This is a genomic window from Roseomonas populi (assembly GCF_024594815.1).
Taxonomy (GTDB): domain Bacteria; phylum Pseudomonadota; class Alphaproteobacteria; order Acetobacterales; family Acetobacteraceae; genus Roseomonas; species Roseomonas populi.
Map to the genome: position 1 here is coordinate 200370 of NZ_JANJOU010000009.1, position 22396 is coordinate 222765.

The following is a 22396-nucleotide window of genomic DNA, read 5'->3' on the forward strand; positions in this document are numbered from 1 at the left end:
GGGCCCTTTCCCGTTGTGGCCTACCCGCCCAGCCCGCCGCGGAAGGGCAGCAGCAGCAGCTCGTACCAGGCCATGTGCGCCACGCCGTAGAGCCCGGCCTTCCACATTAAGGCGGAGCGGAAGCCGAACATCACCACCAGCATCGGCAGCAGCCCCAGCGCGGCGGTCCAGAGCAGCTCCCGCTTCACCGGCCGGGCCAGCGCATCCGCCAGGGCCAGGGCCACGCGATCCCGGTCGTCCTGGTACACCACCCGCGCCAGGCGGATGCCGAAGCGGGGAATGAGGGAGGCGGCGCGGCCGATCTCCTCCATCTTCGCCTCCAGCATGGTGATCGCGTAGCGCGAGAGGACAAAGAGGGCGAAGCGGAACACCGGGGCGCCGCGCAGCAAGAAGAGCGCCCGCGCCAGCGGCCAGGCGGAGACCACCCCCTGGGCGAAGTGGACGAGGTACCAGAGCAGCACGGCCCCTGCCCCGATCAGCGCCCAGGTGATGCTGGGCATGTAGGGCGCGACCGCCGCCAGGGCGAAGAACACCGCCGTCACGCTGATGGCCACCAACGCCTCCTCCGCCACGTAGCGGAACACGGCGTTGCCGATGAAGGCCTCCACGGCCGGCTCCAGCTCCGCGGCCAGCTCCCCCTCGCTGCCCGCCAGCAGGGCGGCGATGAGGGAGGCGCTGTCACCTTCCGGCGAAGGTTCCGCGAAACGCGCGGGGTGGGGTTGGACGGGTCCGGCCATGCCGGGCAGACTCCGCCCGATGTTCCGCAGGACCGTCAAGCCGGACCCCATCGCCATCGCGCTGGACCACGCCCGCCGCGCCGTGGCCGGGGGCGATCCCCTGCCCCTGCTCCTCGTCTGCACGGGGCCGGAGCGGGCGGAGATCGCGGCGGCCGCCCGCCTGGCCGAGACGGAGCCGCTGCCGTTGGCCCGCGCCCTGCGCCCCTTGCTGGTCGAGGGCGCCGACACCCCCCCTACCCTGCCCGCCCTGCTGACGGCGCTGCGGGTCCGCAAGCTCTCCGCTCTCGGGGATACCTCGCCCGTGGCGCGGGGTTTCACGCGCCCGGCGCCGCAGCGGGGGAGCTGGGTCGGCCGCCTGCTCGGCCGCGGGGCGACGCTGCTGGACGAGGCGGTTTCCGCGGTGCCGGGGATCGAGGACCGGATGGCCGGGATGCAGCGCTGCAACGTGCTGCTGGCCGGCCGTTCGGGCGCGGGGAAGAGCACCCTGGTGAACGCCGTCTTCGGCCGCGTGGCGGCAGAAACGGGGGAAGGCGCGCCGGTCTCCACCGTGGCCACCTGGTACCGCCACCCCTGCGCGCCCCTGCACCTGGCCGATACGCGGGGATTGGAGCCCGGCGCCTACAAGGAGACGCGGGCCGCGGTGGAGACGGAGCTGGCCCGGCTGGCGGCGTTGCCGGAGGAGGAGCGGCTGCACCTCGCCTGGCTCTGCATCGATGCGGCGGGGGAGCGGGTGGAGCCTGCGGACCAGGATCTGGCGCGGCTGCTGGCGGCACAGGGCGTGCCCGTCCTCGTGGTGCTGACCAAGGCCTGGGGCGAGGACAAGTTCTCGGAAGCCGTGCGGGGGCTGATCCCGGAGGCGCGCGACGTGCTGCGCGTGGTGGCGGCGCCGCGCCTCTTCCCGGGCAGCTCTCATGGAGGCGGCGCGCGGGTGGAGGCGCGCGGGCTGGAGGCACTGGTGGCGGCCACAGTGGAGGCCCTGCCGGAAGGGCGGCGCGCGGCGGCGGCGGCGGCTAACCTCGTCGCCCTGGCCCCGAAGATCGCGGAGGCGGAGGCGGCCATCGCTGCCCACGCGAAGGTGGCGGCGGCGCTCGCGGCCACCCCCATCCCCTTTGCCGATGCCGCGCTGCTCTTCGGCGTGCAGGCGAAGATGATCGTGGACGTGACGGTGCGGATGGGAACGCCGGCCGAGGAGATGCCGCTGAAGACGGTGGCCGCCGCCCTGCTGGGCCCGGCCGCCGCCGGGGTGGGCGGGCGCGTGGCGGGCCGGGCCCTCGGCACGCTGCTGAAGTTCATCCCGGGCGTCGGCAGCGTGGCGGGCGGCGCGGTGAACGCGGCGCTCGCTTACGGGCTGACCACCGCGCTGGGCCAGGCCTATCTCGCCTTCCTGAAGGATCGCTGGGCGGTGCTGCAGCACCCGCCGAGCCTGCAGGAGGTGGTTTCCTTCCTCGGGCGCTTCCGGGGCTGACGGAGCGGGTGCATGTTGCGCCGCATCAGCCGCCCGGAGGTGCCCGCGTGAAGCCCGTGATCCTGATGGCGCCGCGCCTGCCCCAGCCGCTCGTGGCGCGGCTGGAGGAGCGCTACACCGTGCTCGGCCCGCTGGAGCGCTCCGAGGCCGCTTGCCTGCCGCCAGGGGCGGACGCGGCGCGGGCGCTGGTCACGCTCGGCACGCTGCGGACGGACGCGGCGCTGGTGGCCGCGCTGCCGAATCTCGGCCTGATCCACTTATACGGCACGGGCTTCGAAGGCGTTGACATGGCCGCCGCCGCTGCGCGCGGCATCGCCGTGACGAATGCCGGGGAGGCAAATGCGGAGGCCGTGGCGGAATTCGCCATGGGCTTGGTGCTGGCGAGCGGGCGGAAGATCGCGGAGGGCGACCGCTACGTGCGCGAGGGGCGCTGGAGCGGCAACGCGATCGAGCGCCTGCCGCTGGTCCCCGGGCTCTACGGGCGGCGCCTGGGCATCTACGGGCTGGGCGCGATCGGCAAGCGGATCGCCGCGCGCGCGGCGGCTTTCGGGATGGAGATCGCCTACCACAACCGCCGCGTGGCGGAGGGCGTGGGCTACGCCTACCACGACAACCTGGAAGCCCTCGCCCGCTGGTCGGACGTGCTGATGGTGGCCGTCCGCGCCGCGCCGGAGAACCGGCACGCGGTGAACGCCGCCGTGCTGGAGGCCCTGGGGCCGGAGGGCGAGGTGGTGAACATCTCCCGCGGCTCCGTGGTGGATACGGAGGCGCTGTGCGACGCGCTGGAACGCCGCGCGATCGCCGGCGCCGCGCTGGACGTGTTCGAGGACGAGCCGAACGTGCCGGAACGGCTGCGCGCCATCCCGAACGCGGTGCTGACGCCGCACGTCGCCGCCTACTCTGCCTCGGCCCAGGCCGCGCAGCGGCAGCTCGTGTGGGACAACCTGGAGGCCTTCTTCGCGGGGCGGCTACTTTCGAGCGTGGTGGCCTAGGCGCCGCAACGCGGCCGGGCCAGGGCCGTTCCCATCGCCACCTGCAACGCCGCCCCGGGACCTGCGCCATTTCGACACTCAGCATCGACGAGGACGACCTCGCGGAAGCGCGGAAGTTCAACCGGAAGCTGGACTGGCTGCCGCGCTTCAAGCTCCGCAACCGCTTCGACCAGCTCCTGATCCAGTCGCTCCTGCGGCTCTCCCAGACCGGGAGCGACAGGGCGGTCCGGCGCGTCGGGCTCGACCTGGAGGAGCGGGTGGCGGAGGCGGATGGGCTGCGCGTACCCGTGCGCATCCTCCGCTCCCGCGCGCCAGTGAAGGGAGTGGTGCTGGATATCCACGGCGGCGGCTGGGCCATCGGCAATGCGCGGGTGGATGACGGGCTGAATTCCCGGATCATCCACGCCTGCGGCGTGGCGGTGGTCTCGGTCGATTACCGGCTGGCCGGGCGCGTGCCGGTGGAGGAACTCATCAAGGACTGCACCGCCGCCGCGCGCTGGCTGCTGGAGGGCGGCCTGCCGGAGTATGCGGGGATGCCGGTGGTGTTCACCGGCGAATCCGCGGGCGGCCACCTGGCCGTCGCCACGCTGCTTCGGCTGAAGGCCTGGCCCGATCTGCTCCGGCGCGTGCGGGGCGCCGTGCTCCATTACGGCGTCTACGACCTGGCCGGCACGAGGAGCGTGCGGGAGGCCGGGCGCGATACGCTGGTGCTTCCCGGGCGCGACCTGAAGAAGGCGTTGTGCCGCCTGACCCCGGACCTGAACGACGAGGAACGCCGCGCGCCGGACCTCTCGCCGCTCTATGCCGACCTGCGCGGGCTGCCGCCGGCGCTGATGTTCACCGGCACGCTCGATCCCCTGCGCGACGACACGCTGGAACTGGCGGAGCGCTGGCGCACCGCCGGCGGCGAGGTGGAGTTGCACCTGGTACCCGAATCACCGCACGGCCTGATCCACTTCTCCACGCGCATCGCGGCGAAGGTGCGCGCGCGCGGCCATGCATGGATCCGCGACCGGCTGCGCTAGGTCCCCACCCGCAGCGGCGCGGCCATCTTGCGAAGGCACGCAATAACGGAAAGCGCAGTGATGCGCCCGGTCTTCGGGTTCTCGCTCGGGATGTTCTCGATCTGCATGGAGAAGGCGGCGGAATCCGAATCGACCTCGATCCGGTGCGTGTTGCGCGTCAGCGCCGGGTCCGCCCAGATCTCCAGCTCCGTCCGGTCCGGCCCGATGCCGGCGAGCGAGAGCGCGACGGCGACGTTGAGGTTGGCGGGGAAGCCGATCGCCGCCTCGCGCGGCGTGCCCTTGAAGATTCGCAGCGGCTCCTTGATGTCCTCGATGGCGATGTTGTTCTCCACGAGGTAGGGCGCGCCCACCAATCCGCGCACGGGCTTGCGCGTGACCATCCGCACGGAATGAATGGTGCCCTCCGCCGCCGCGGCTACGGCGTCCAGGCCGATGAGTGCGCCTGTGGGCACGGTGACCTGGCCGCCATGCCTCTTCGCCAGTTCCAGCAGGTGCTCGGCCCGCAGCAGCGCGCCCGCGCTCAGCACCACCACGCTCTTGCCGGCGCGCAGGAAGGGCTCGGCGATCGCGGGCAGAAGGGCGGCGGGGGCGGCCTCCACCACGATGTCGGCCAGCGGCTCCAGCGCCTCCACCGGCACCACGGGCACGGGGCGCGCGGTGGCAGTGGAAAGGCGGGCCTTCGCGCCCTCGATGTCGCGGGCGGAGACGGCGGCCAGCTCGCAGCCCGGCAGGCCCTTCTCCAGCGCGGCCACCACGGCCATTCCCACCGCGCCGAGGCCGGCGACGGCGATGCGAAGGGGAGGTCTGGTGCTCATTCCCGTCCTCTCGTCACGTGAATCGTGAGAATGCCCGACTGCTGCGCTCGGAAACCATGCGCCCGCCGCGGCGTCCAGCACCGGGCATAGCGGAGAACGGGGCAGCGCGCATGGATCTCGGGATCAAGGGCCGCGTGGCGGTGGTGACGGGCGGCGATTCCGGGATCGGGCTGGAAACGGCGCGGCTTCTTCTCGCCGAGGGCGCGAAGGTCGTGCTGTCGGACAAGGAGTCCGCCCCGCTGGAGAAGGCAGCGGCCGGGTTGGGCGGCGCGGTGAAGGCCGTGGCGGCGGACCTGACGAAGCCCGCCGAGGTCGAAGCCCTGGCCCTCGCGGCGCGCGAGGCCTTCGGGCCCGTCGGCATTCTCGTGAATGCGGCCGGCATCACAGGCCCCACGGGCAGCTTCCACACCCTGATCGACGACGACTGGCAGACAGCGCTGGACGTCGATTTCCTCTCCGCCGTGCGGATCTGCCGCGCCCTGATCCCCGGCATGGTGGAGCAGGGCTGGGGCCGCGTGGTCCTGATCGGGTCCGAGGACGCGGTGCAGCCCTACCCGGACGAGCTGCCCTACTGCGCCGCCAAGGCCGCGGTCCTGAACCTGACCAAGGGCCTGTCCAAGACCTATGCGCGCCAGGGCGTGCTCGTGAACAGCGTCTCCCCCGCCTACATCGAGACGCCGATGACGGACGCGATGATGGAGAAGCGCGCGAAGGAGCGCGGCACCTCCTTCGAGGAGGCCGTGCAGAGCTTCCTGAAGGAGGAGCGGCCCACCTTGGAGCTGCGCCGGCGCGGGCGGGTGGAGGAGGTGGCGTCGGTGATCGCTCTCCTGTGCTCCGAACGGGCCAGTTTCGTGAACGGGGCGAACTACCGCGTGGATGGCGGCTCGGTTGCCACCATGGCCGTCTGAGCGTTTCATCGAGCCCAACACTTTCGCCCGCGCGACGTTAGGGGGTGGGAAGAGGGCGGGTGATGGCCAGGACGGGACCGATGTTCGACGTGGTTGTGCTGGAAGATGACGACCTCGTCCGCGATGTCCTGACCGACATCATCGAGGCGGAGGGCTTCGCCGTGCGCCCGGCCGCCACAGCGGATGCCGCGCTGGCGCATCTCGCCTCCAGCGCGGGCTGCAGCCTGCTGCTGACCGATATCGACCTCGGCCCCGGCCCCAGCGGGTTCGATACGGCGAGGGTGGCGCAGGAGCGGCACCCGGAACTGCCGATCATCTATCTCACCGGCCGCCCCGCCCATGCCAATGCCCGGGATTTCGGGCCGAACGAGCGGTTCCTGCGCAAGCCCTTCCGTACGCGGGAACTGGTGGACGCGATGCGGAGCCTCGGCGTGAACCCGCCCTCCGAGGACGCCTAGAGCATCGCCAATGCCTGCTTGCGCCTGGGCGGCGGAAAGGCGGCGTCCAGTGCCCGCAGGTCCTCCTCTGTCAGCGTGATCTCCTGTGCGGCCGCGTTCTGCCGGACATGGGCGGGATCGGCGGCCTTGGGGATGGCGATGATCCCCTCCCGCCGCAGGGTGAAGGCCAGGGCAATGGTCGCCGGGCCGGTCCCGTGGCGCGCCGCCACCTCCCGCAGCGCCGGCTTCCCCAGCATCCGCCCGCCCTGCCCCACGGGGGAATAGGCCATCACGGGCATACGGTGGTCCCGGCAGAAGGGCAGCAGGTCGTATTCCGGGCCCCGGGCCTCCAGGTTGTAGAGGACCTGGTCCGTCGCGCAGTCCGGCAGGGCGGCGCCCAGTTCCTCCAGGTCGTCCACGTCGAGGTTGGAGACGCCCCAGCGGCGGATCTTCCCGGCCTCGATCAGGCGCTCGAAGGCCTCCACCGTTTCCGCCAGCGGCACGCCGCCGCGCCAGTGCAGCAGGTAGAGGTCGATCGCCTCCACCCCCATCCGGCGCAGGCTGGCCTCGCAGCTGCGGGCCATGCGCGCTCGGGAGGCGTTCTGGGGATAGACCTTGCTGACGAGGAAGACCTCCTCCCGCCGCCCGGCAATGGCGTCCCGCACCACCTCCTCGGCGCCGCCATCGGCGTACATCTCCGCCGTGTCGATCAGCGTCATGCCGAGGTCCAGGCCGAGCCGCAGGGCGTCCGCTTCCGCCCGCCGGTCGCTCCCGCGCTCCCCCATGTGCCAGGTGCCCTGGCCGAGGGAGGGCACCTCCGTGCCGTCCGGCAGGCGCGCGGTTCGCTGTGGCTTGGCGGTCATACTGCGGCTTCCCTGGCACTGGTCACGCGATCGCGCGCCGCGCGGCGGGCGCGGCCATGCGAATGTGGGCGGGATGACGCGGCTTGTCGCCCTCCTCCTGTTCCTCGTGCTGCCGTCCCTTGGGTTGGCCCTCGGCCCGGCCCTTGCCCAGGGTGGCGGGACCGAATCGGTCGGCTCCTGGATCCTCTCCTGCTCGCTGGACCGCATGACGGACCGCTCGGAGTGCCGGATGCTGCACCGCCAGCCCGTCGCGCCCGCCTCCGCCGGCCTCGCCGCCCTGGCGCTGGAGGTGGCGGACCGCGGCGGCAAGCTGGTCCCCGTCGTCACGGCCCGGGACCTCTCGCTGGAGGGCGCTGGACGCGGGCTGCTGGCCTTGACGGGCACCGCCCAGCTCCGTTTCCCGCCCAACCGCCTCTTCGACATGCCCTGCGGGCTGGAGAGCCGCTCCCTCGTCTGCGCCCCGCGGGAGGCCGACCTGGCCCGCGCCGCCGCGGAACTGCCGGGGGCGACCCGCGTCCTCGTCCGCATCGACGGGCTGCTGGTGCCCGAGGGTCAGGCAATGAAGGAGCCGGTGGAGCTCCCCCTCTCCGGCACGGCCGATGCCCTGGCCCGGTTCCGCGCGCGCCAGCCGGAGGGAACGGCCCCGCCCCCGCCGCCCTCGGGCCTGCCGGACCTGCGGGAGATGCTCTCCCGCCTCATGGCCCTGATCGGACCCCTCATCACGCCGTGATGCGTCACCGGAAGCGCCAAGGAAGGACGAACCAGGACAGCATGATGCAGCAAGACCGCAGGCCACCCCGCAGCCGGGGCGCCCCCTTCCTCCTCCTCGCCCTTCTCGGCCTCTCCCTCCCCGCCTGCTCCGAACTCCTGAGCGAGACCACGGCGGCGGGGGCCGGCGTGGGCAGCGCCGCCATCTCCGACGCGGTCGGCGCCAGCGCCACCGTGACCACGGGCATCGGCCTGGGCGTGCAGGCGGGGGTGCGGGCCGGGCTGCACTACGCCCAGCGCCGCGCCCATGCGGCGGCGCAGGCGAGCGTGGCGGCAGCAGCGGGGCCCCTGCCGGTGGGCGGCATAGCCCCCTGGTCCATCGAGCACGACGTGCCGATCGAGCCGGATGAGCGCGGCCAGGTCACCGTGGTCCGGCTGATCGATGCCGGGACGATCCGCTGCAAGGAGATCGTCTTCTCCGTCGATGCCACCACGCGGCCGGAGGAGCAGCCCCGGCGCGCCTTCTACACCGCCTATGTCTGCCAGGACGGCGCCGACTGGCGCTGGGCCTCCGCGGAACCGGCCACCGAGCGCTGGGGCAGCCTGCAGTGATGCGGCGCCTCGCCCTGCCCTTCCTTGTGCTGCTGCCGCTCTCCGGCTGTGGCCTCGCGACCGATCTGACGAGCGCGTTGGCCGGCGTTGCCGCGGGCACGGCCACCGCGAACCCGGCGCTGGGCTTTGGGATCGCGGTGGGAACCCGCGCGGCGGTCCAGGCCGGGCTGAACTGGGCCGTGCGCGTCCGGGCGCGCGGGGAGCAGGACGCGGTGGCCGAGGTGATCGGCCGCCTTACCCCCGGCGAGGCGCTGCCCTGGCGCAGCGACCACGACATCCCCTTCGGCAACGAGGAGGGCGAGGCCCGGCTGGTGCGGGAGATGGTCACGCCCCTCGCCACCTGCCGGGAGGCGCTCTTCTCCATTGCGGAGGGCGAGGGGGCGGAGAGGACGCAGGAGTGGTTCCTCACCACCGCCTGCCGCCAGGGCGACCGCTGGAAATGGGCGGCGGCCGAGCCCGCCACGGCGCGCTGGGGCAGCCTGCAGTAGCGCGGGCCGCCGAAAGGCATGGCACCGCCCGGGAGCGATGCCGCAGGGCGGTCAGCCCCCCTGCGGCTCCCGCCTCAGTAGCAGGATCCCCAGCACGACGGAGACGATGAAGAGGACCGCTCCCAGGGCGAGCTGCGCCGTGCGGTCCACCGCCACACCGTCCCCCAGCAGCACGAAGACAAGGGTCTGGGGCAGGTAGCCCACGGCGGAAGCCGCCAGGAAGGGCGCGAGCCGCAGGCCAGACAGCCCGGCCAGCAGGTTGAGGGCGAGATTGTTGCCCACGGGCAGCAGCCGCAGCGCCAGGGTGGCGCCGAAGGGGCTGGCGGCCAGCCGATCGTGCAGCGGGCGCAGGCGGCGGCCGAAGCGGCCTTCCAGCCGCCGTGCCGCCCAGCCCCGCCCGACCATCCGGGCCCAGAGAAAGGCGATGGCGCAGCCCAGCACCTGCGCCAGCAGGGAAAGCGCCGTGCCGATCGTCGCGCCGAAGGCGTAGCCGCCGAGGAAGGCCACGGCCTGGCGGGGCAGGCCGGCGGCCGCCGCGGCGGTGCCGGCGGCGATGAACAGCGCCTCGCCCAGCAGCCCCTGGCCCCGGATCCAGTGGTCCACCCAGGCCATCCCGCTCTCGCCGCCCGGCGCCAGGCCGAGGGTGCGGATAATCCAGCCCGCCACGCCCAGCCCCGCGGCCAGCAGCGCCATCCGCCCGGCCGCGGTCAGGGCGCGGCGGGTGCGGGTGGCGGGGGTGCCGGCCCCAGTGGTCGCGCTCACGGGTTGCCGTTCACGGCGGGGCCGGGTCGTCGGGCAGCAGGCGCGGGCGCTTCCAGCGGCGCTGCAGCCACATCATCCCCAGCAGGTCCACGATCCCCACCGCCAGCCGGTCCAGCGTGCCGTAGTTGGAGACGCCCCGCGTGCGCGGGCGGTGCCCGACCGGCTCGCTCACCACCCGGCCGCCGGCGCGCAGCACCAGGGCGGGCAGGAAGCGGTGCATGTGGTCGAAATGCGGGAGGGTGAGGAAGAGGTCGCGCGGAAAGACCTTCAGCCCGCAGCCCGTGTCCGGCGTGGCGTCGCCCAGCAGACCGGCGCGGATGCGGTTGGCGATCCGGCTGGTCACGCGCTTGGTGGCCGTGTCCTTGCGGGTGGTGCGCCAGCCCGCGACCAGCGTGTCCATTCCCTCCGCCTGCGCCCGCGCCCAGGCGCGGGGGATGTCCGCCGGGTCGTTCTGCCCATCCCCGTCCAGGGTGGCGATCCAGGGCGCGCGCGCGGCGCGGATACCCGTGACGATGGCGGCGGACTGCCCGCAGGAGGCGGCATGGCGCAGCAGCCGCACCGCGCCCAGCGCCCGCACCGCCTCCGCCGTGGAGTCCGTGGAGCCGTCGTCCACGTAGATGATCTCGTGCGGGGTGCCGGCGAGGGCGGCGGCGATCTCGGCGACGAGCGGCGCGACGTTCGGCGCCTCGTTCCGGACGGGCACCACGACGCTGATGGCCGGGGTGCTACCGGCGCGGGGGCTGACCGCGGGGGCGCCGGGATCCGGGCCGTCGGGCGGATTGGGGGTGGGGGACATGCGGCGGCGGGGGGTAGCAGGGGGCGGAGGGTGCGTCCAGCACGGCCATTGCCGCGCCCCCGCGACAGTCGGATATTACGGCCCGTCGCGCCGCCCCGGCCGCGCGCTTGCCCTGCCCCTCTTTCCCCACCACCTGCTGGATGCCATGCCCTTCGACGCCCAGGCCCCTTACCCGAGCACCGCGTCCGCCCACGCCGGGCAGGCCCGTGCCGTGGCCTGGTGGCTGCTGGCCGTCGCCGCCATGGTCTGGGTGATGGTGGCCCTGGGCGGCGCCACGAGGCTGACGGGATCGGGGCTCTCCATCATGGAGTGGGCTCCCCTCCGCGGCACCCTGCCGCCGATGAGCGAGGCAGAGTGGAACCGCCTCTACGACCTCTACCGCACCATCCCGCAGTACGAGCTGGTGAACCGCGGCTTCGGGCTGGAGGGCTTCAAGAGCATCTTCTGGCTGGAATGGACCCACCGCCTCTGGGGGCGGCTGATCGGGCTTGTCTATGCCGGCGGCCTCCTCTGGTTCTGGCTGCGGGGCGGGATCCCGAAGGGCTACGGCAAGCGCCTTCTCCTCCTCCTCTTCCTCGGCGGGCTGCAGGGCGCGGTGGGCTGGTTCATGGTCGCCTCGGGCTTCGAGGCGGACCGCACCGCCGTCTCGCCCTGGCGGCTGGTGGTCCATCTCGGCCTCGCGCTCCTCCTCTTCGGCGTGCTGCTCTGGACCGCCCTCTCACTGCTGCGGCCGGACCGGGATGCGCCGCCGGAGGCCCGGCCGCTGCGCCCCCTCGCTCATGCCACGGCCGGGCTGGTGGTGCTGACCATGCTGGCGGGCGGCTTCGTGGCCGGGATCAAGGCGGGGCTGGACTACAACACCTTCCCCCTCATGGGCGGGCAACTGGTGCCGGAAGGCTATGGCGGCACCGGCGCCACCACCTTCCTCCATGCCCTGGTGGGGGACGTGGCGACGGTGCAGTTCAACCACCGGCTGCTCGCCACCCTCACCGGCCTCGCCGCCCTCGCCCTCGGTGTGCTGGCGCTGGCCCGCCTGCCGGCCGGGGCCGCGCGGCGGGCGGCGGCGGCCTTCACGGCCGTGGTTCTCGTCCAGTACGCGCTCGGCGTCGTGACGCTGGTGCATGTGGTCCCGGCCTGGCTCGGCACGCTCCACCAGACGGTGGCGGTGGCGGTGCTGGCAGGCGCGCTGCTGCTGCTGCACGCGCTGCGGCGGCCCCGCGCGGGCCGGCCCGCTTGAGCGACGAACCTCCCGCCGGAGACCTTTACCGGACCGTCCTGGAGACCCTCCCGCACGGCGTCTGCGTCTTCGGCCCGGACCGGCGGGTGCGGATGGTGAACGCGGCCTACCAGCGGATCATGGAAGGGTCCGAGGTGGCGATCGGCGAGCACCACGCCGACATCGTCGCGCGGCGCGAGGCCGCCGGCGAGTTCGGCGCCCGGCGGGAGGAAATCGTCCAGGTCATGCGGGACGACTTCGTCAAAGCCCATCCTTACGAGCTGACGCGCACCCGGCCGAACGGCACCGTGGTGCTGGCCCGCGTGGTGCCGCTGCCGGAGGGGGGGCAGGCGGTGGTGGTCACGGACGTGACCCGCCGTGCCCGGGCGGAAGCGGAGGCCGGGCAGCGCACCGCAACTCTGCAGGCGATGCTGGACAACCAGCCGGACGGCGTGGCGCTGTTCGACGGCGATGGCTTCCTGGTCGCCGCCAACGCCCTGGCCGCCCGGCTGACAGGGTTGGGTGAGGCCACGATGCGCCCGGGCCGCCACGTGGACGAGTTGCGGCTGCTGCAGCTCGCCTCGCTCGAGTTCGGCGACATGACCAGCCCGGCGGCGCGGGATGCCCTGGCGCGCAGCAAGGGCACCATCGCGGAGACGGGCCGCTTCGTCCGCACGCGCCCCGACGGCACGGTGCTGGAGGTGCGGACAGACCCGATGCCCGGCGGCGGCTTCCTCCGCACCTATCGCGACGTGACGGAGGAGCGGCGGGCGCGGGCGGAGCTGGAGGCGGCGCGCGACGCGGCGGAGGCGGCCTCCCGCGCCAAGTCCGGCTTCCTGGCGACGATGACGCACGAGCTGCGGACGCCGCTGCACGCCGTGATCGGCTTCTCCGAGGCGATCCTGGAGGAAACGCGGCCGGAAGCCGTGCGGGACCACGCGAGGGAGGTGCTGGAGGCCGGGCGGCAGCTCCTGGGGCTGGTCGACGGGCTGCTGGAGGCGACGCGGATCGAGGCCGGCACCCTCTCCCTGCGCGGCGCGGTGCTGGACCCCCTACCCATCCTGCGCGCCGCCGCCGTCAGCGCCCGCCGTGCCGCGGAGGCGGCGGGGATCGCCTTCGAGGAGGCGTTGCCAGAGGCGTTGCCGCAGCTGCGGGGCGATGCCGGGCGCTTGCGGCAGGTGCTGGACGCCCTCATCTCCAACGCCGTGAAGTTCACGCCTGCCGGCGGGCGGGTGACGCTCTCCGCCACGCCCCTAGCCACGGGCGGGACGGAGATCGCCATCGCCGACACGGGCATCGGCATGGCGCCGGAGGACATCCCGCGCGCCTTCGAGGCCTTCACCCAGCTCGAGGCCGGGCTGAGCCGGCGCTACCCCGGCTCTGGCCTCGGCCTCTATCTCTCCCGCGCCCTGGCAGGGGCTATGGGGATCGGGCTGGACCTGCAAAGCACGCCCGGCAAGGGCACCACCGTCCGGCTGGCCGTGCCGCCGGCCGAGGAGACTTCGGCATGAACGCTGACACGCCGCTGGATGCCACCGCCCGCCTCTTCTTCCGCGAGCTGGACGGGGGCGAGGCCGCCCGCATCACCGCCGACGCGCTCTCGGGCGCCGAGGACGGGGAGCTGTTCCTGGAGTACCGGGAGAGCGAGATGACGAGCCTGGAGGATGGCCGCATCCGCTCCGCCACCTTCGACACGCAGCGCGGCTTCGGCCTGCGCGCCGTGCGCGGGGCCGCCGCCGCCTATGCCCATGCCGGGGAGGTGACGGCCCCTGCCCTTCGCCGCGCCGCCGCCGCCGTGCGCGGCCTGCCCGGCGAGGGGAGCATCCGTGTGGCGGAGCCGCCGCGCGCGACGAATGCGCGGCTCTACGATTCCGCCAACCCGCTTCCGCTGATGGAGTTCGAGGCGAAGACCGCGCTGCTGGCCGGGATCGACGCCTATGCCCGCGGCCGCGATTCCCGCGTGGTGCAGGTGATGGCCTCTCTCTACGGCGAGTGGCAGGCGGTGCGGATCATTCGCGCCGACGGGCGCGAGGTGGCCGACCTTCGCCCGCTGGTGCGGCTGAACGTGAACGTGGTGGTGGAGCGCGACGGGCGGCGCGAGACAGGCAGCTACGGCACGGGTGGCCGCTTTTCCTACGACCGCGTGCTGGGCGAGGCGACCTGGAAGGCCGCGGTGGACGAGGCGCTGCGCCAGGCCGTGCTGAACCTGGACAGCGTGCCCGCGCCTGCCGGCGAGATGGAGGTGGTGCTGGGCCCGGGCTGGCCGGGCATCCTGCTGCACGAGGCGATCGGCCACGGGCTGGAGGGCGACTTCAACCGCAAGGGCACCTCCGCCTTCGCCGGGCTGATGGGCCAGCGCGTGGCGAGCAAGGGCGTGACGGTGGTGGATGATGGCACCATCCCCGACCGGCGCGGCAGCCTGACCATCGACGACGAGGGCACGCCGACCAGCCGCACCGTGATGATCGAGGACGGCATCCTGACCGGCTTCATCCAGGACCGGCAGAACGCGCGCCTGATGGGGGTGAACCCCACCGGCAACGGGCGCCGGCAGAGCTACGCCCACGCGCCGATGCCGCGCATGACGAACACGGTGATGCTGGGCGGGAACCACCATCCGGAGGAGATCCTGCGCAGCGTGAAGCGCGGCATCTACGCCGTGAACTTCGGCGGCGGGCAGGTGGACATCACCTCCGGCAAGTTCGTGTTCTCGGCCAGCGAGGCCTACATGATCGAGGACGGCAGGCTCGGCGCGCCGGTGAAGGGCGCGACGCTGATCGGCGACGGGCCGAGCGCCCTCACCCAGGTCTCGATGATCGGCAACGACATGGCGCTGGACGCGGGCATCGGCACCTGCGGCAAGCAGGGCCAGGGCGTGCCCGTGGGCGTGGGCCAGCCGACGCTGAAGATGACGGGGCTGACGGTCGGCGGCACGGCCGTCTGACTTGGGGTTCTGGGACTTCGTCCTGGCCGGCCTGGCCGTGGCCGTTGCCGCCATCGTGCAGCTCTCGGCGGGGCTGGGGCTGACGCTGGTGGGGGTGCCCATGCTGGTTGCCATCGAACCCCGGCTGGTGCCGGTGCCCTTCATCCTCTCCGCCCTGCCCATGATGTTCGGGCAGTGGCGGGTGGATTCGCGCCACGTGCCGAAGGGGATGCTGCTGCCCTCCGTGCTCGGCGTGGCGCTGGGCACGGCGGCGGGCATGGCGCTGGCCGTTTACCAGCCCGGCATCGCCACGCCGCGCGGCTACGGGATCGTCACGCTGGTGGCCGTGGCGCTGGCCGTGGCGGTTCCCCGGCTGCAACCCACCACGCCGATGCTGGCCGGGGCCGGGCTCGTCTCCGGCGTGATGGGCGGGATCTCCGGCGTGCACGGGCCGCTGATGGGGCTGGTGGTGTCCCACCTGCCGGCGCAGGCGGTGCGGGGCTTCCTCGGGCTGTTCTGGCTCCTGGCGCACCTCACCCTGCTCGCCATGGCGATCCCCGCCGGGCGGCTGGGGTGGGGGGAGGCGTGGCTGGCCCTCGGGCTGCTGCCGGGCGTGGCGCTGGGGGCCGCCCTCTCCGGCCCGGCGCGGCGCTGGCTGGACGGGCCGCGGCTGCGCTGGGCCATCCTCGGCATCTCGGCCGCAGGCGGCGCCGCGCTGGTGGCACGGGGATGAGCGCGCTCCGCCCCGCCAAGCCAGAGGACGAGGCGACGATCCGTGCGCTGGTGGAGCGCGCCTACGCCCCCTACGTCCCGCTGCTCGGCCGCCGCCCCGCGCCGATGGACGACGACTTCGCCGCGCGCATCGCGCAGGGTCAGGCGCATGTCATGGAGCGGGACGGCGCCCTCGTCGCCCTGGCGGTGATCGAGGACCGCGCGGACCACCTCTGGATCGAGGACCTGGCGGTGGAGCCGGGGCTGCACGGGCAGGGCATCGGCCGCGCCTTGCTCGCCTTCGCGGAGGGCGAGGCACGCCGCCTGGGCCTGCGCGAGCTGCGGCTGCTGACGAACGAGCGGATGGAGCGCAACCGCGCCATCTATGCCCGTGCCGGTTTCCAGGAGACGGAGCGGCGGGAGGAGATGGGCTTCCGCCGCGTCTACATGGTCCGCCACCTGGACCCTGCCTGACCCGGCCAGCCCCACCCTGGGGCTGCACCCTGGCGGCAGTACGCGGCCCAGGGCTATGGTTCGGCAACCGCGGCGCGGAAGCGGGCCGCCTGCCACGGGATCGCGATGCGCCGAACGCCCTTCCGCCCCTCCTGGCTGCGCCTGCTCGGCGCGGCGCTCATGGCCATGGCCGGCGCGGGGGGCGCGGCGGCGCAGGAACCGCTGCATCTCCGCGTGGTCGGCGGCCTGGGCGGCGTTTCCCAGTACACGCGCCACGAGGAGCCCTTCTGGCGGGACCGCGTGCCGGAGCTGCTGCGCGGCAGGGTGACAACGGAGATCGTCCCATCTGACCGCTCCGGCCTGAAGCCGGAGGACATGCTCTCCCTGATCCAGCGCGGGACCGTGCCCTTCGGCACCATCCTGCTGGCCCAGGCGGCGGCCGAGGAACCGGAGTTCCAGGCCCTGGACCTGCCCCTGCAGAACCCGGACATCACCACGCTGCGCCGGACGGTGCAGCTCTACCGCCCCCACCTCCAGCGCCTGCTGGCCGAGCGCTACGGGATTGAGCTGCTCGCGGTCTATACCTACCCCGCCCAGGTGGTCTGGTGCCGCCAGCCCTTCTCCGGGCTGTCGGACCTCGCGAACCGGCGCATCCGCATCTCCTCCCTCGGCCAGGGCGAGGTGTTCGAGGCCCTCGGCGCCACCCCGGTCTCCGTGCCCTTCAACGGCATCGTGCAGGCCATGCGGGACGGGGCGGTGGAGTGCGCCGTGACCGGCGCGCTGTCGGGCAACGCCATCGGGCTGCAGAACGTGGCCACACACATCCAGGACATGGCGCTGAGCTGGGGCGTCTCCATCTTCGTCGCCAACCGCGCCGCCTGGAACGCCCTGCCGGAGGATGTCCGCGCGCGGCTGCGCGAGGGGCTTTCCGGGCTGGAGGCAGCCGTCTGGGCCGGGGTGGAGGGCGAAACGGTGGACGGCATGCGCTGCGCCACTGGCGGAGCGGGCTGCACCGGCGCGACCGGCCGCCTGACCGCCGTGCCGATGACGCCGGGGGAAGCGGCCCTGCGCCGGGGTCTCCTCAACTGGACCGTGCTGCCGCGCTGGATCGACCGATGCGGGCCGGACTGCGCGGATGTTTGGAACGGCTCCCTCGCGGCCGGTTCGGGGATCCAGGCCCATGCCCGCTGATCCGCCGGCGCAGCGCCGCCTCGTTGCCTGGACCGGGCGGATCAGCGTCCGCGCGGCGGGGATCGTGCTGCTGATGCTCGTCGTGCTCGGTACCCTCTCCGGCGGGGCGGCGCTGCTGGGGGCCCGGCAGGCCGCCATCATCGAGGAGCTGGGCATCCGCCAGCGCGGCCAGACGGAGGCGGTGGACGGCTTCGCGAGCTCCCTCTTCGCCTTCAGCGGCTTCCTCTCCAACGTCGCGCTGGGGGAGGTGCGGCCGGCTGTGGCCGCCCGGCGCGCGGTGCGGCAGGCCGAATTGCTGGCGGCCGAGTATGACCGGCTGATCGACCGCATCGGCGACCGGCTGGACCCGCTTCTCGTCACCATCACGCGGGACATGATGCGGCGCATGGGGCCCCTGGCCGAGGAGATGCGCCAGGCCTTCGCCGAGGAGCGGCGGGACCGCTACGCCGCGCTGAACGACGCCTGGCGCGTGCGCGCCGTGACCTTCGACAGCCTGGTGAGCGAGGCCCGCCACGTGGTGCGGGAGGAGGCGGCGGGGAATCTGGGCCGCGCGTCGCAGGTGGCACAGGCGGCGCGGCTGGTGAACGCCGCCGGGCTGGCAGTGGGGCTGGTCGGGCTGATCCTCACCTGGCTCGTCCTCGTCCGCCTCACCGCCCGCCCGCTGGCGCGGGTGGCGGGCGCGATGGAGCGGCTGGCGCACGGGCAGGCCGAGGCCGAGGTGCCGGAGACCGGCCGCCGCGACCAGGTGGGGGAGATGGCCCGTGCCCTGCTGGTGTTCCGCGACAATCTCCTCGCCACCCGCCGCCTGGGAGAGCAGGCGCTGGACGGCGCCCGGCGCACGGCGGTGGCGACCACCCAGGCCTCGGACGCCATCAGCCAGATATCAGACGGCGCGATGACGCAGCTGGCGGAGCTGAATCATCTGGCCGAGGCGCTGAACCACAGCCGCGACGCCATCCGCTCCGTCGGCGGCATCACCCAGGGCTCCCACGAGACGACCCAGGCCGCCCGCCGCCTGCTGGCGGAGAGCCTGACGAAGATCGAGACCCTGGTGGACGTGGTGGATTCGGTGGGCGAGGACACGGAGCGCGTGACGCGCATCGCCGCCAATATCGGCCGGATCGCGACTCAGACGAACATCCTGGCTATCAACGCCGCCATCGAGGCGGCCCGCGCCGGGGAGCACGGGCGCGGCCTCTCCGTGGTGGCGGAGGAGGTGCGGGCGCTGGCGGTGAACACGGAGGCGCTGGCGCAGGAGATCGCGGACGCGGTGGTGCGCGCCGGCACCCGCGCGCGGGAGGGCCGGCAGGGCGCCGCCGCCGTGGGCGAGGCCATGGACGAACTGGAGCGGCTGGTGGGCGAGAGCGCCCGCCTCTCCGGCGCCACCGCCATCGCCATGGAGCAGCAGGAGGCGACGGTGGGCAGCATCGCCGAGCGGGTGCAGGTGCTGACCCGCATCGGGCAGAGCAACGCGACCTCGGCGGAGGAGATCACGGTAACGATGATCGACCTGTCGCGGCTCGCGGATGAGACGCGGGCGGCGGTGGAGAACGTGGCGGCGGAGGGGCGCTAAGCCCCCTCTCAAAATCAGAGCGCCGCTTCGCCGAACACCTTGGAGACGTCCCCGCCCCACTCCCCGGCGTTGCGGCGCAGCCAGTGGTCCGCCTGGGTCTCGCCGGAGGAGACGATGCGCTCCAGCGGCGCCAGGAAGCGCTCCTCCCCGTGGCCGCGGGCGCGCAGCCCGTCCCGAGCGATGGCCAGCACCGCCTGCGCCACATCGCGGAGCGGCACGTCGTTGATCACGGAGTCCAGCGCGCGGCGCGGCACGTCTGCCCGCAGCGCGTGCATCTGCGCCACCGACCAGTCCCGCACCAGTGCGGCCGCGGCCTTCTGCGCGGCATCGTCGTAGAGCAGGCCCACCCAGAAGGCCGGCAGGGCGCAGACCATGGCGGCGGAGCCCATGTCGGAGCCGCGCATCTCCAGGAAGCGCTTGAGGCGGACATCGGTGAAGACGGTGGTCACGTGATCCGCCCAGTCGCCCATGGTGGCGCGGATGGAGGGGTCGGACCGAAGGCCCTTCTCCATGAACTGGCGGAAGGTGCAGCCCGTGGCGTCCACGAAGCGGCCGTCGCGCATGATGAAGTACATGGGCACGTCCAGCACCCAGTCCGCGAAGCGCTCGAAGCCGAAGCCGTCCTCGAATACCACGGGGGGAATGCCCGTGCGATCCGGGTCCGTGCGGGTCCAGACCAGGCCGCGCAAGGTGCGATACTCTGTCGGCTCTCCCTCCCGGAAGGGGGAATTGGCGAAAAGGGCGGTGGCGAGGGGCTGGAGCGCGAGGGAAATGCGGAGCTTCTCCACCATGTCCGCCTCGTCCCCGAAATCGAGGTTCGTCTGGACCGTCGCGGTACGGAGCATCATGTCCAGCCCCATGTCGCCCACCCGCGGCATGTAGTTTCGCATGATGGCGTAGCGGGTCTTGGGCATCCACGGCATGGCCTCCCGAGTGGCCAGCGGGTGGAAGCCAAGGCCGGCGAAGCCGATGCCCAGGGGTTCCGCCACCTCGCGCAGGTCGCGCAGATGGTCCTCCAGCTCTGTCTCGGTCTCGATTACCGTGGAGACGGGCGCGCCGGAGAGCTCGAACTGCCCGCCGGGCTCAAGGCTCACGCTCGCCTCGCCGCGCTTCAGGCCGATGAGCTTGCCGTTGTCCTCGATCCGCTCCCAGCCTTTCCCTGCAAGGCCTTCCAGCAGGGCGGCGATGCCGTTGGGCTCGTAGGCGGGGGGCAGGAAGCCCTCCTTCCGGAAGCCGATCTTCTCGTGCTCGGTCCCCACGCGCCAGGCGTCGCGCGGCTTGCTGCCGGCGGCGAACCAGCCCGCAAGGTCGCGCGCGGACTGGATGGGCGTGAGGTCGGCCTCCCCAGGATTGGACATGTGTTCTTCTACTCGTCCCCGTGGTGGGCCCAATCGCCGCGGATCGCCTGCACCACAGCGAGCGCCGAGACCGCCGCCGTCTCCGCCCGTAGGATTCGGGGGCCGAGGCTGGCCAGTGCAACAAAGGGACGACCTGCCAAGGCGTCAAGTTCCGGTCCCGTGAAGCCCCCCTCGGGCCCGACGAGGATGGCGGGGTCCGGCGCGGTCACGCAGGCCGCCAGGGGGGCGGCGCCGCGGCGCTCGGCGGCCACGATCAGGGGGGTTCCGTCCCAGGAATCCAGCACGGCGTGCAGGGGCTGGGCCTCGGGCAGGTCGGGTACGTCCAGCCGCTCGCACTGCTCCGCCGCCTCCCGGGCGATGAGGGCGAGGCGGGCGCGGTTCACCCGGTCCGGCACGGAGCGGGCGGTGAGGACAGGGCGGATGGCCCGGGCGCCGAGCTCGGTGGCCTTCTCCACCACCCACTCCATCGCCTCCCGCTTCAGGGCGGCCACGAGCAGGGTGGGACCGGCGGCGGGCGGCTGGGGGCGCAGCGAGGTTTCCGGCATCAGGCTGGCGTCGTCCTTGCGGATGGCGGCGATGCGGGCGCGCCACTCCCCGTCCCGCCCGTTGAACAGGACCACCTCGTCGCCCACCGCCTTCCGCATCACCGATCCGAGGTAGCGGCCCTGGCCGGGGGCGGCCGGAATGGCCTGGCCTTCCTGCAGGTCGTGCTCGGTGAAAAGGCGCGGGATGGACAAGGGCTCTAATCCGTCGGAAGGGGGCAGGCGTGGCTCCTTACACCGATATCCGCCGCGAAGGCCTCCCCGCCTGGCTGCCCGTATCCTGGGTGCCCTACGCGCTGCTGATGCGGCTGGACCGGCCGATCGGCTCCTGGCTGCTCTACCTGCCCGGCCCCTGGGCCTTCGCCATCGCTGCCCCCACCTGGGGGCAGGGGTTGTGGCTGGCCTTCCTGTTCGGCGTCGGCGCGGTGGTGATGCGCGGCGCGGGCTGCGTGGTGAACGACCTGTGGGACCGCGATCTGGACCGGCAGGTGGAGCGCACGCGGGGGCGGCCGCTGGCCTCCGGCGCCGTCTCCCCCCGGCAGGCCCTGGCCTTCCTCATGGGGCTGATGCTGGTCGGATTGGCGATCCTGGTGCAGCTGCCCCTGCCCGCAATCCTCTTCGGCGCCGCCTCGCTCGTCCCTATCGTCCTGTACCCGCTCGCGAAGCGCGTCACGAACTGGCCGCAGGCGATGCTCGGCTTCGTCTTTACCTGGGCGGCGCCGACGGGCTGGCTGGCCGCAACCGGGCACTTCGCCACACCCGCCTTCCTGCTCTGGGTCGCCGCCTTCTTCTGGACCCTGGCCTACGACACGATCTACGCCCACCAGGACCGCGAGGACGACGCACTGGTGGGCATCCGCTCCTCCGCCCTCACGCTCGGCACGCGGACGGCGCCCTTCCTCGGCATGACCTTCGCCCTCTGCGTCGTCATGCTGGCCGCGGCCGGGCTGGCGGCGGGGCTGCACCCTCTCTTCCTCGCGGGGCTGCTGCTGCCGGCCGCCCATTTCTCCTGGCAGGTGCGGCGGCTGGACATCAACGATCCCGGGCTCTGCCTGCGGCTGTTCAAGTCCAACCGGGACGCCGGCCTGCTCGTGGTGCTGGCCTTCCTGCTGGGCCGGCTGTGAAAGGCGACCCGGAGGCCTTCGTGGCCGCCCATACGGCCATCGCCCGCCCGCCGCTGGTGCCGGAGATCCCCCTTCACCTGGCCACCGAGATCACCCCGATCTGGCAGGCCACCGAAGCCTGGCTGGGCGAGCAGGGGATCGAGCCGCCCTTCTGGGCCTTCGCCTGGCCCGGAAGCCAGGCCCTGGCCCGGTGGGTGCTGGACGAGCCCGGGCTGGTGGCGGGGAAGCGGGTGCTGGACTTCGCCGCCGGCGGCGGGCTGGCCGCCATCGCCGCCGCGCGGGCCGGGGCGGCGATGGCGGAGGCGGCCGAGATCGATCCGCTGGCTCATGCCGCCACCCGCCTCAACGCAAGGTTGAACGGCGTCACGGTGGTGGAGGCGCCGGGGGATGTTGTCGGCAGCCCCTGCCGCTGGGATACAATTCTCGCGGGCGATGTCTGCTACGAGGCGCCGATGACGAACCACATCCTGCCCTGGCTGCGCCGGCTGGCGGCGGAGGGGGCGGCCGTGATCCTGGCCGATCCTGGCCGGGCGTACCTGCCGGGGGCCGGTCTTCGCGAGGTGGCGCGCTACGCCGTGCCGGTCACGCGGGAGCTGGAGGACCGGGAGGAGCGGGTTGTAACCCTGTTCCGGGTACTACCGTGACATGCGTCACGCGCCGGGCAGCAAATCGATACGAGGCCCGAAACCCCGATCTC

The 22396-nt window shown here is 73.3% G+C and carries 24 protein-coding genes; 17 read left to right on the forward strand and 7 right to left on the reverse strand.

What is annotated here, in order from left to right:
• Positions 1–20: 20 nt before the first annotated feature.
• Positions 21–737: a hypothetical protein gene (locus NRP21_RS13245; protein ID WP_257716678.1), complete on the reverse strand. Its 717-nt coding sequence runs from the start codon at positions 735–737 to the stop codon at positions 21–23.
• On the opposite strand from NRP21_RS13245, the gene NRP21_RS13250 reads away from it, so the two are divergent.
• From NRP21_RS13250 to NRP21_RS13260, 3 genes are read left to right on the forward strand one after another with little or no spacing between them, the layout of a single operon-like run.
• Complete coding sequence (locus NRP21_RS13250; protein ID WP_257716679.1) at positions 736–2202, forward strand: GTPase; 1467 nt, start codon at positions 736–738, stop codon at positions 2200–2202. The two genes, NRP21_RS13245 and NRP21_RS13250, sit on opposite strands and share 2 nt — an antisense overlap.
• Before the next feature lie 47 nt (positions 2203–2249).
• Positions 2250–3194: a 2-hydroxyacid dehydrogenase gene (locus NRP21_RS13255; RefSeq protein ID WP_257716680.1), complete on the forward strand. Its 945-nt coding sequence runs from the start codon at positions 2250–2252 to the stop codon at positions 3192–3194.
• Positions 3137–4219 (forward strand): alpha/beta hydrolase, encoded by a 1083-nt coding sequence (locus NRP21_RS13260; protein ID WP_257716681.1) that lies wholly within the window; start codon positions 3137–3139, stop codon positions 4217–4219. The genes NRP21_RS13255 and NRP21_RS13260 overlap by 58 nt, the downstream gene beginning before the upstream one ends.
• Here NRP21_RS13260 and NRP21_RS13265 read toward each other — a convergent pair.
• On the reverse strand, positions 4216–5034 hold the full coding sequence (locus tag NRP21_RS13265; RefSeq protein WP_257716682.1) for an aspartate dehydrogenase: 819 nt from the start codon (positions 5032–5034) through the stop codon (positions 4216–4218). The two genes, NRP21_RS13260 and NRP21_RS13265, sit on opposite strands and share 4 nt — an antisense overlap.
• Positions 5035–5144: 110 nt before the next feature.
• On the opposite strand from NRP21_RS13265, the gene NRP21_RS13270 reads away from it, so the two are divergent.
• Positions 5145–5942, forward strand: coding sequence for an SDR family NAD(P)-dependent oxidoreductase (locus NRP21_RS13270; RefSeq protein WP_257716683.1), 798 nt, complete (start codon positions 5145–5147; stop codon positions 5940–5942).
• Positions 5943–6022: 80 nt separating this feature from the next.
• A complete protein-coding gene (locus tag NRP21_RS13275) occupies positions 6023–6400 on the forward strand; it encodes a response regulator (protein WP_257716684.1) in 378 nt (125 codons plus the stop codon).
• Here the strand turns inward: NRP21_RS13275 and NRP21_RS13280 are convergent.
• A complete protein-coding gene (locus NRP21_RS13280; RefSeq protein ID WP_257716685.1) occupies positions 6397–7242 on the reverse strand; it encodes an aldo/keto reductase in 846 nt (281 codons plus the stop codon). The genes NRP21_RS13275 and NRP21_RS13280 overlap by 4 nt on opposite strands.
• 73 nt (positions 7243–7315) lie before the next feature.
• On the opposite strand from NRP21_RS13280, the gene NRP21_RS13285 reads away from it, so the two are divergent.
• The 3 genes from NRP21_RS13285 to NRP21_RS13295 are packed head-to-tail and all read left to right on the forward strand — an operon-like array spanning position 7316 to position 9050.
• Positions 7316–7972, forward strand: coding sequence for a hypothetical protein (locus tag NRP21_RS13285; protein WP_257716686.1), 657 nt, complete (start codon positions 7316–7318; stop codon positions 7970–7972).
• A 41-nt stretch (positions 7973–8013) separates the two neighbouring features.
• A complete protein-coding gene (locus tag NRP21_RS13290; protein ID WP_257716687.1) occupies positions 8014–8562 on the forward strand; it encodes a hypothetical protein in 549 nt (182 codons plus the stop codon).
• Positions 8562–9050, forward strand: a complete 489-nt coding sequence (locus NRP21_RS13295; protein ID WP_257716688.1) for a hypothetical protein — start codon at positions 8562–8564, stop codon at positions 9048–9050. Before NRP21_RS13290 ends, NRP21_RS13295 begins: the two co-directional genes overlap by 1 nt.
• Before the next feature lie 51 nt (positions 9051–9101).
• On the opposite strand, the gene NRP21_RS13300 is transcribed toward NRP21_RS13295, so the two are convergent.
• Together NRP21_RS13300 and NRP21_RS13305 are read right to left on the reverse strand one after the other, a co-directional pair.
• Positions 9102–9812: a TVP38/TMEM64 family protein gene (locus NRP21_RS13300; RefSeq protein ID WP_257716689.1), complete on the reverse strand. Its 711-nt coding sequence runs from the start codon at positions 9810–9812 to the stop codon at positions 9102–9104.
• Positions 9813–9822: 10 nt separating this feature from the next.
• Positions 9823–10608: a glycosyltransferase family 2 protein gene (locus NRP21_RS13305; protein ID WP_257716690.1), complete on the reverse strand. Its 786-nt coding sequence runs from the start codon at positions 10606–10608 to the stop codon at positions 9823–9825.
• Positions 10609–10753: 145 nt separating this feature from the next.
• Here NRP21_RS13305 and NRP21_RS13310 point away from each other — a divergent pair, with 145 nt between their 5' ends.
• The 7 genes from NRP21_RS13310 (at position 10754) to NRP21_RS13340 (ending at position 18675) form a co-directional block, all read left to right on the forward strand.
• Positions 10754–11845 (forward strand): COX15/CtaA family protein, encoded by a 1092-nt coding sequence (locus NRP21_RS13310; protein ID WP_257716691.1) that lies wholly within the window; start codon positions 10754–10756, stop codon positions 11843–11845.
• Entirely contained in the window at positions 11842–13335 is a 1494-nt protein-coding gene (locus NRP21_RS13315; protein ID WP_257716692.1) for a PAS domain-containing sensor histidine kinase, read from the forward strand. Before NRP21_RS13310 ends, NRP21_RS13315 begins: the two co-directional genes overlap by 4 nt.
• Positions 13332–14768 carry a metalloprotease TldD gene (gene tldD, locus NRP21_RS13320; protein ID WP_257716693.1) on the forward strand — a complete coding sequence of 479 codons (1437 nt, stop codon included), beginning with the start codon at positions 13332–13334 and terminating at the stop codon, positions 14766–14768. The genes NRP21_RS13315 and tldD overlap by 4 nt, the downstream gene beginning before the upstream one ends.
• Before the next feature lies 1 nt (position 14769).
• Positions 14770–15480: a TSUP family transporter gene (locus tag NRP21_RS13325; RefSeq protein WP_257716694.1), complete on the forward strand. Its 711-nt coding sequence runs from the start codon at positions 14770–14772 to the stop codon at positions 15478–15480.
• On the forward strand, positions 15477–15932 hold the full coding sequence (locus tag NRP21_RS13330) for a GNAT family N-acetyltransferase (protein ID WP_257716695.1): 456 nt from the start codon (positions 15477–15479) through the stop codon (positions 15930–15932). Before NRP21_RS13325 ends, NRP21_RS13330 begins: the two co-directional genes overlap by 4 nt.
• 105 nt (positions 15933–16037) lie before the next feature.
• Positions 16038–17102 carry a TRAP transporter substrate-binding protein gene (locus NRP21_RS13335; protein ID WP_257716696.1) on the forward strand — a complete coding sequence of 355 codons (1065 nt, stop codon included), beginning with the start codon at positions 16038–16040 and terminating at the stop codon, positions 17100–17102.
• Positions 17092–18675, forward strand: coding sequence for a methyl-accepting chemotaxis protein (locus tag NRP21_RS13340; RefSeq protein WP_257716697.1), 1584 nt, complete (start codon positions 17092–17094; stop codon positions 18673–18675). The genes NRP21_RS13335 and NRP21_RS13340 overlap by 11 nt, the downstream gene beginning before the upstream one ends.
• A gap of 14 nt (positions 18676–18689) precedes the next feature.
• On the opposite strand, the gene NRP21_RS13345 is transcribed toward NRP21_RS13340, so the two are convergent.
• Positions 18690–20033, reverse strand: a complete 1344-nt coding sequence (locus NRP21_RS13345; RefSeq protein ID WP_257716698.1) for a glutamate--cysteine ligase — start codon at positions 20031–20033, stop codon at positions 18690–18692.
• A gap of 8 nt (positions 20034–20041) precedes the next feature.
• Positions 20042–20770, reverse strand: a complete 729-nt coding sequence (locus NRP21_RS13350; protein WP_257716699.1) for a 16S rRNA (uracil(1498)-N(3))-methyltransferase — start codon at positions 20768–20770, stop codon at positions 20042–20044.
• Between the two features lie 29 nt (positions 20771–20799).
• Between NRP21_RS13350 and ubiA the strand changes: the two genes are divergently transcribed.
• Together ubiA and NRP21_RS13360 are read left to right on the forward strand one after the other, a co-directional pair.
• On the forward strand, positions 20800–21699 hold the full coding sequence (gene ubiA / locus NRP21_RS13355) for a 4-hydroxybenzoate octaprenyltransferase (RefSeq protein ID WP_257716700.1): 900 nt from the start codon (positions 20800–20802) through the stop codon (positions 21697–21699).
• A gap of 20 nt (positions 21700–21719) precedes the next feature.
• Positions 21720–22343: a class I SAM-dependent methyltransferase gene (locus NRP21_RS13360; protein WP_257716701.1), complete on the forward strand. Its 624-nt coding sequence runs from the start codon at positions 21720–21722 to the stop codon at positions 22341–22343.
• Positions 22344–22396 lie beyond the last annotated feature (53 nt).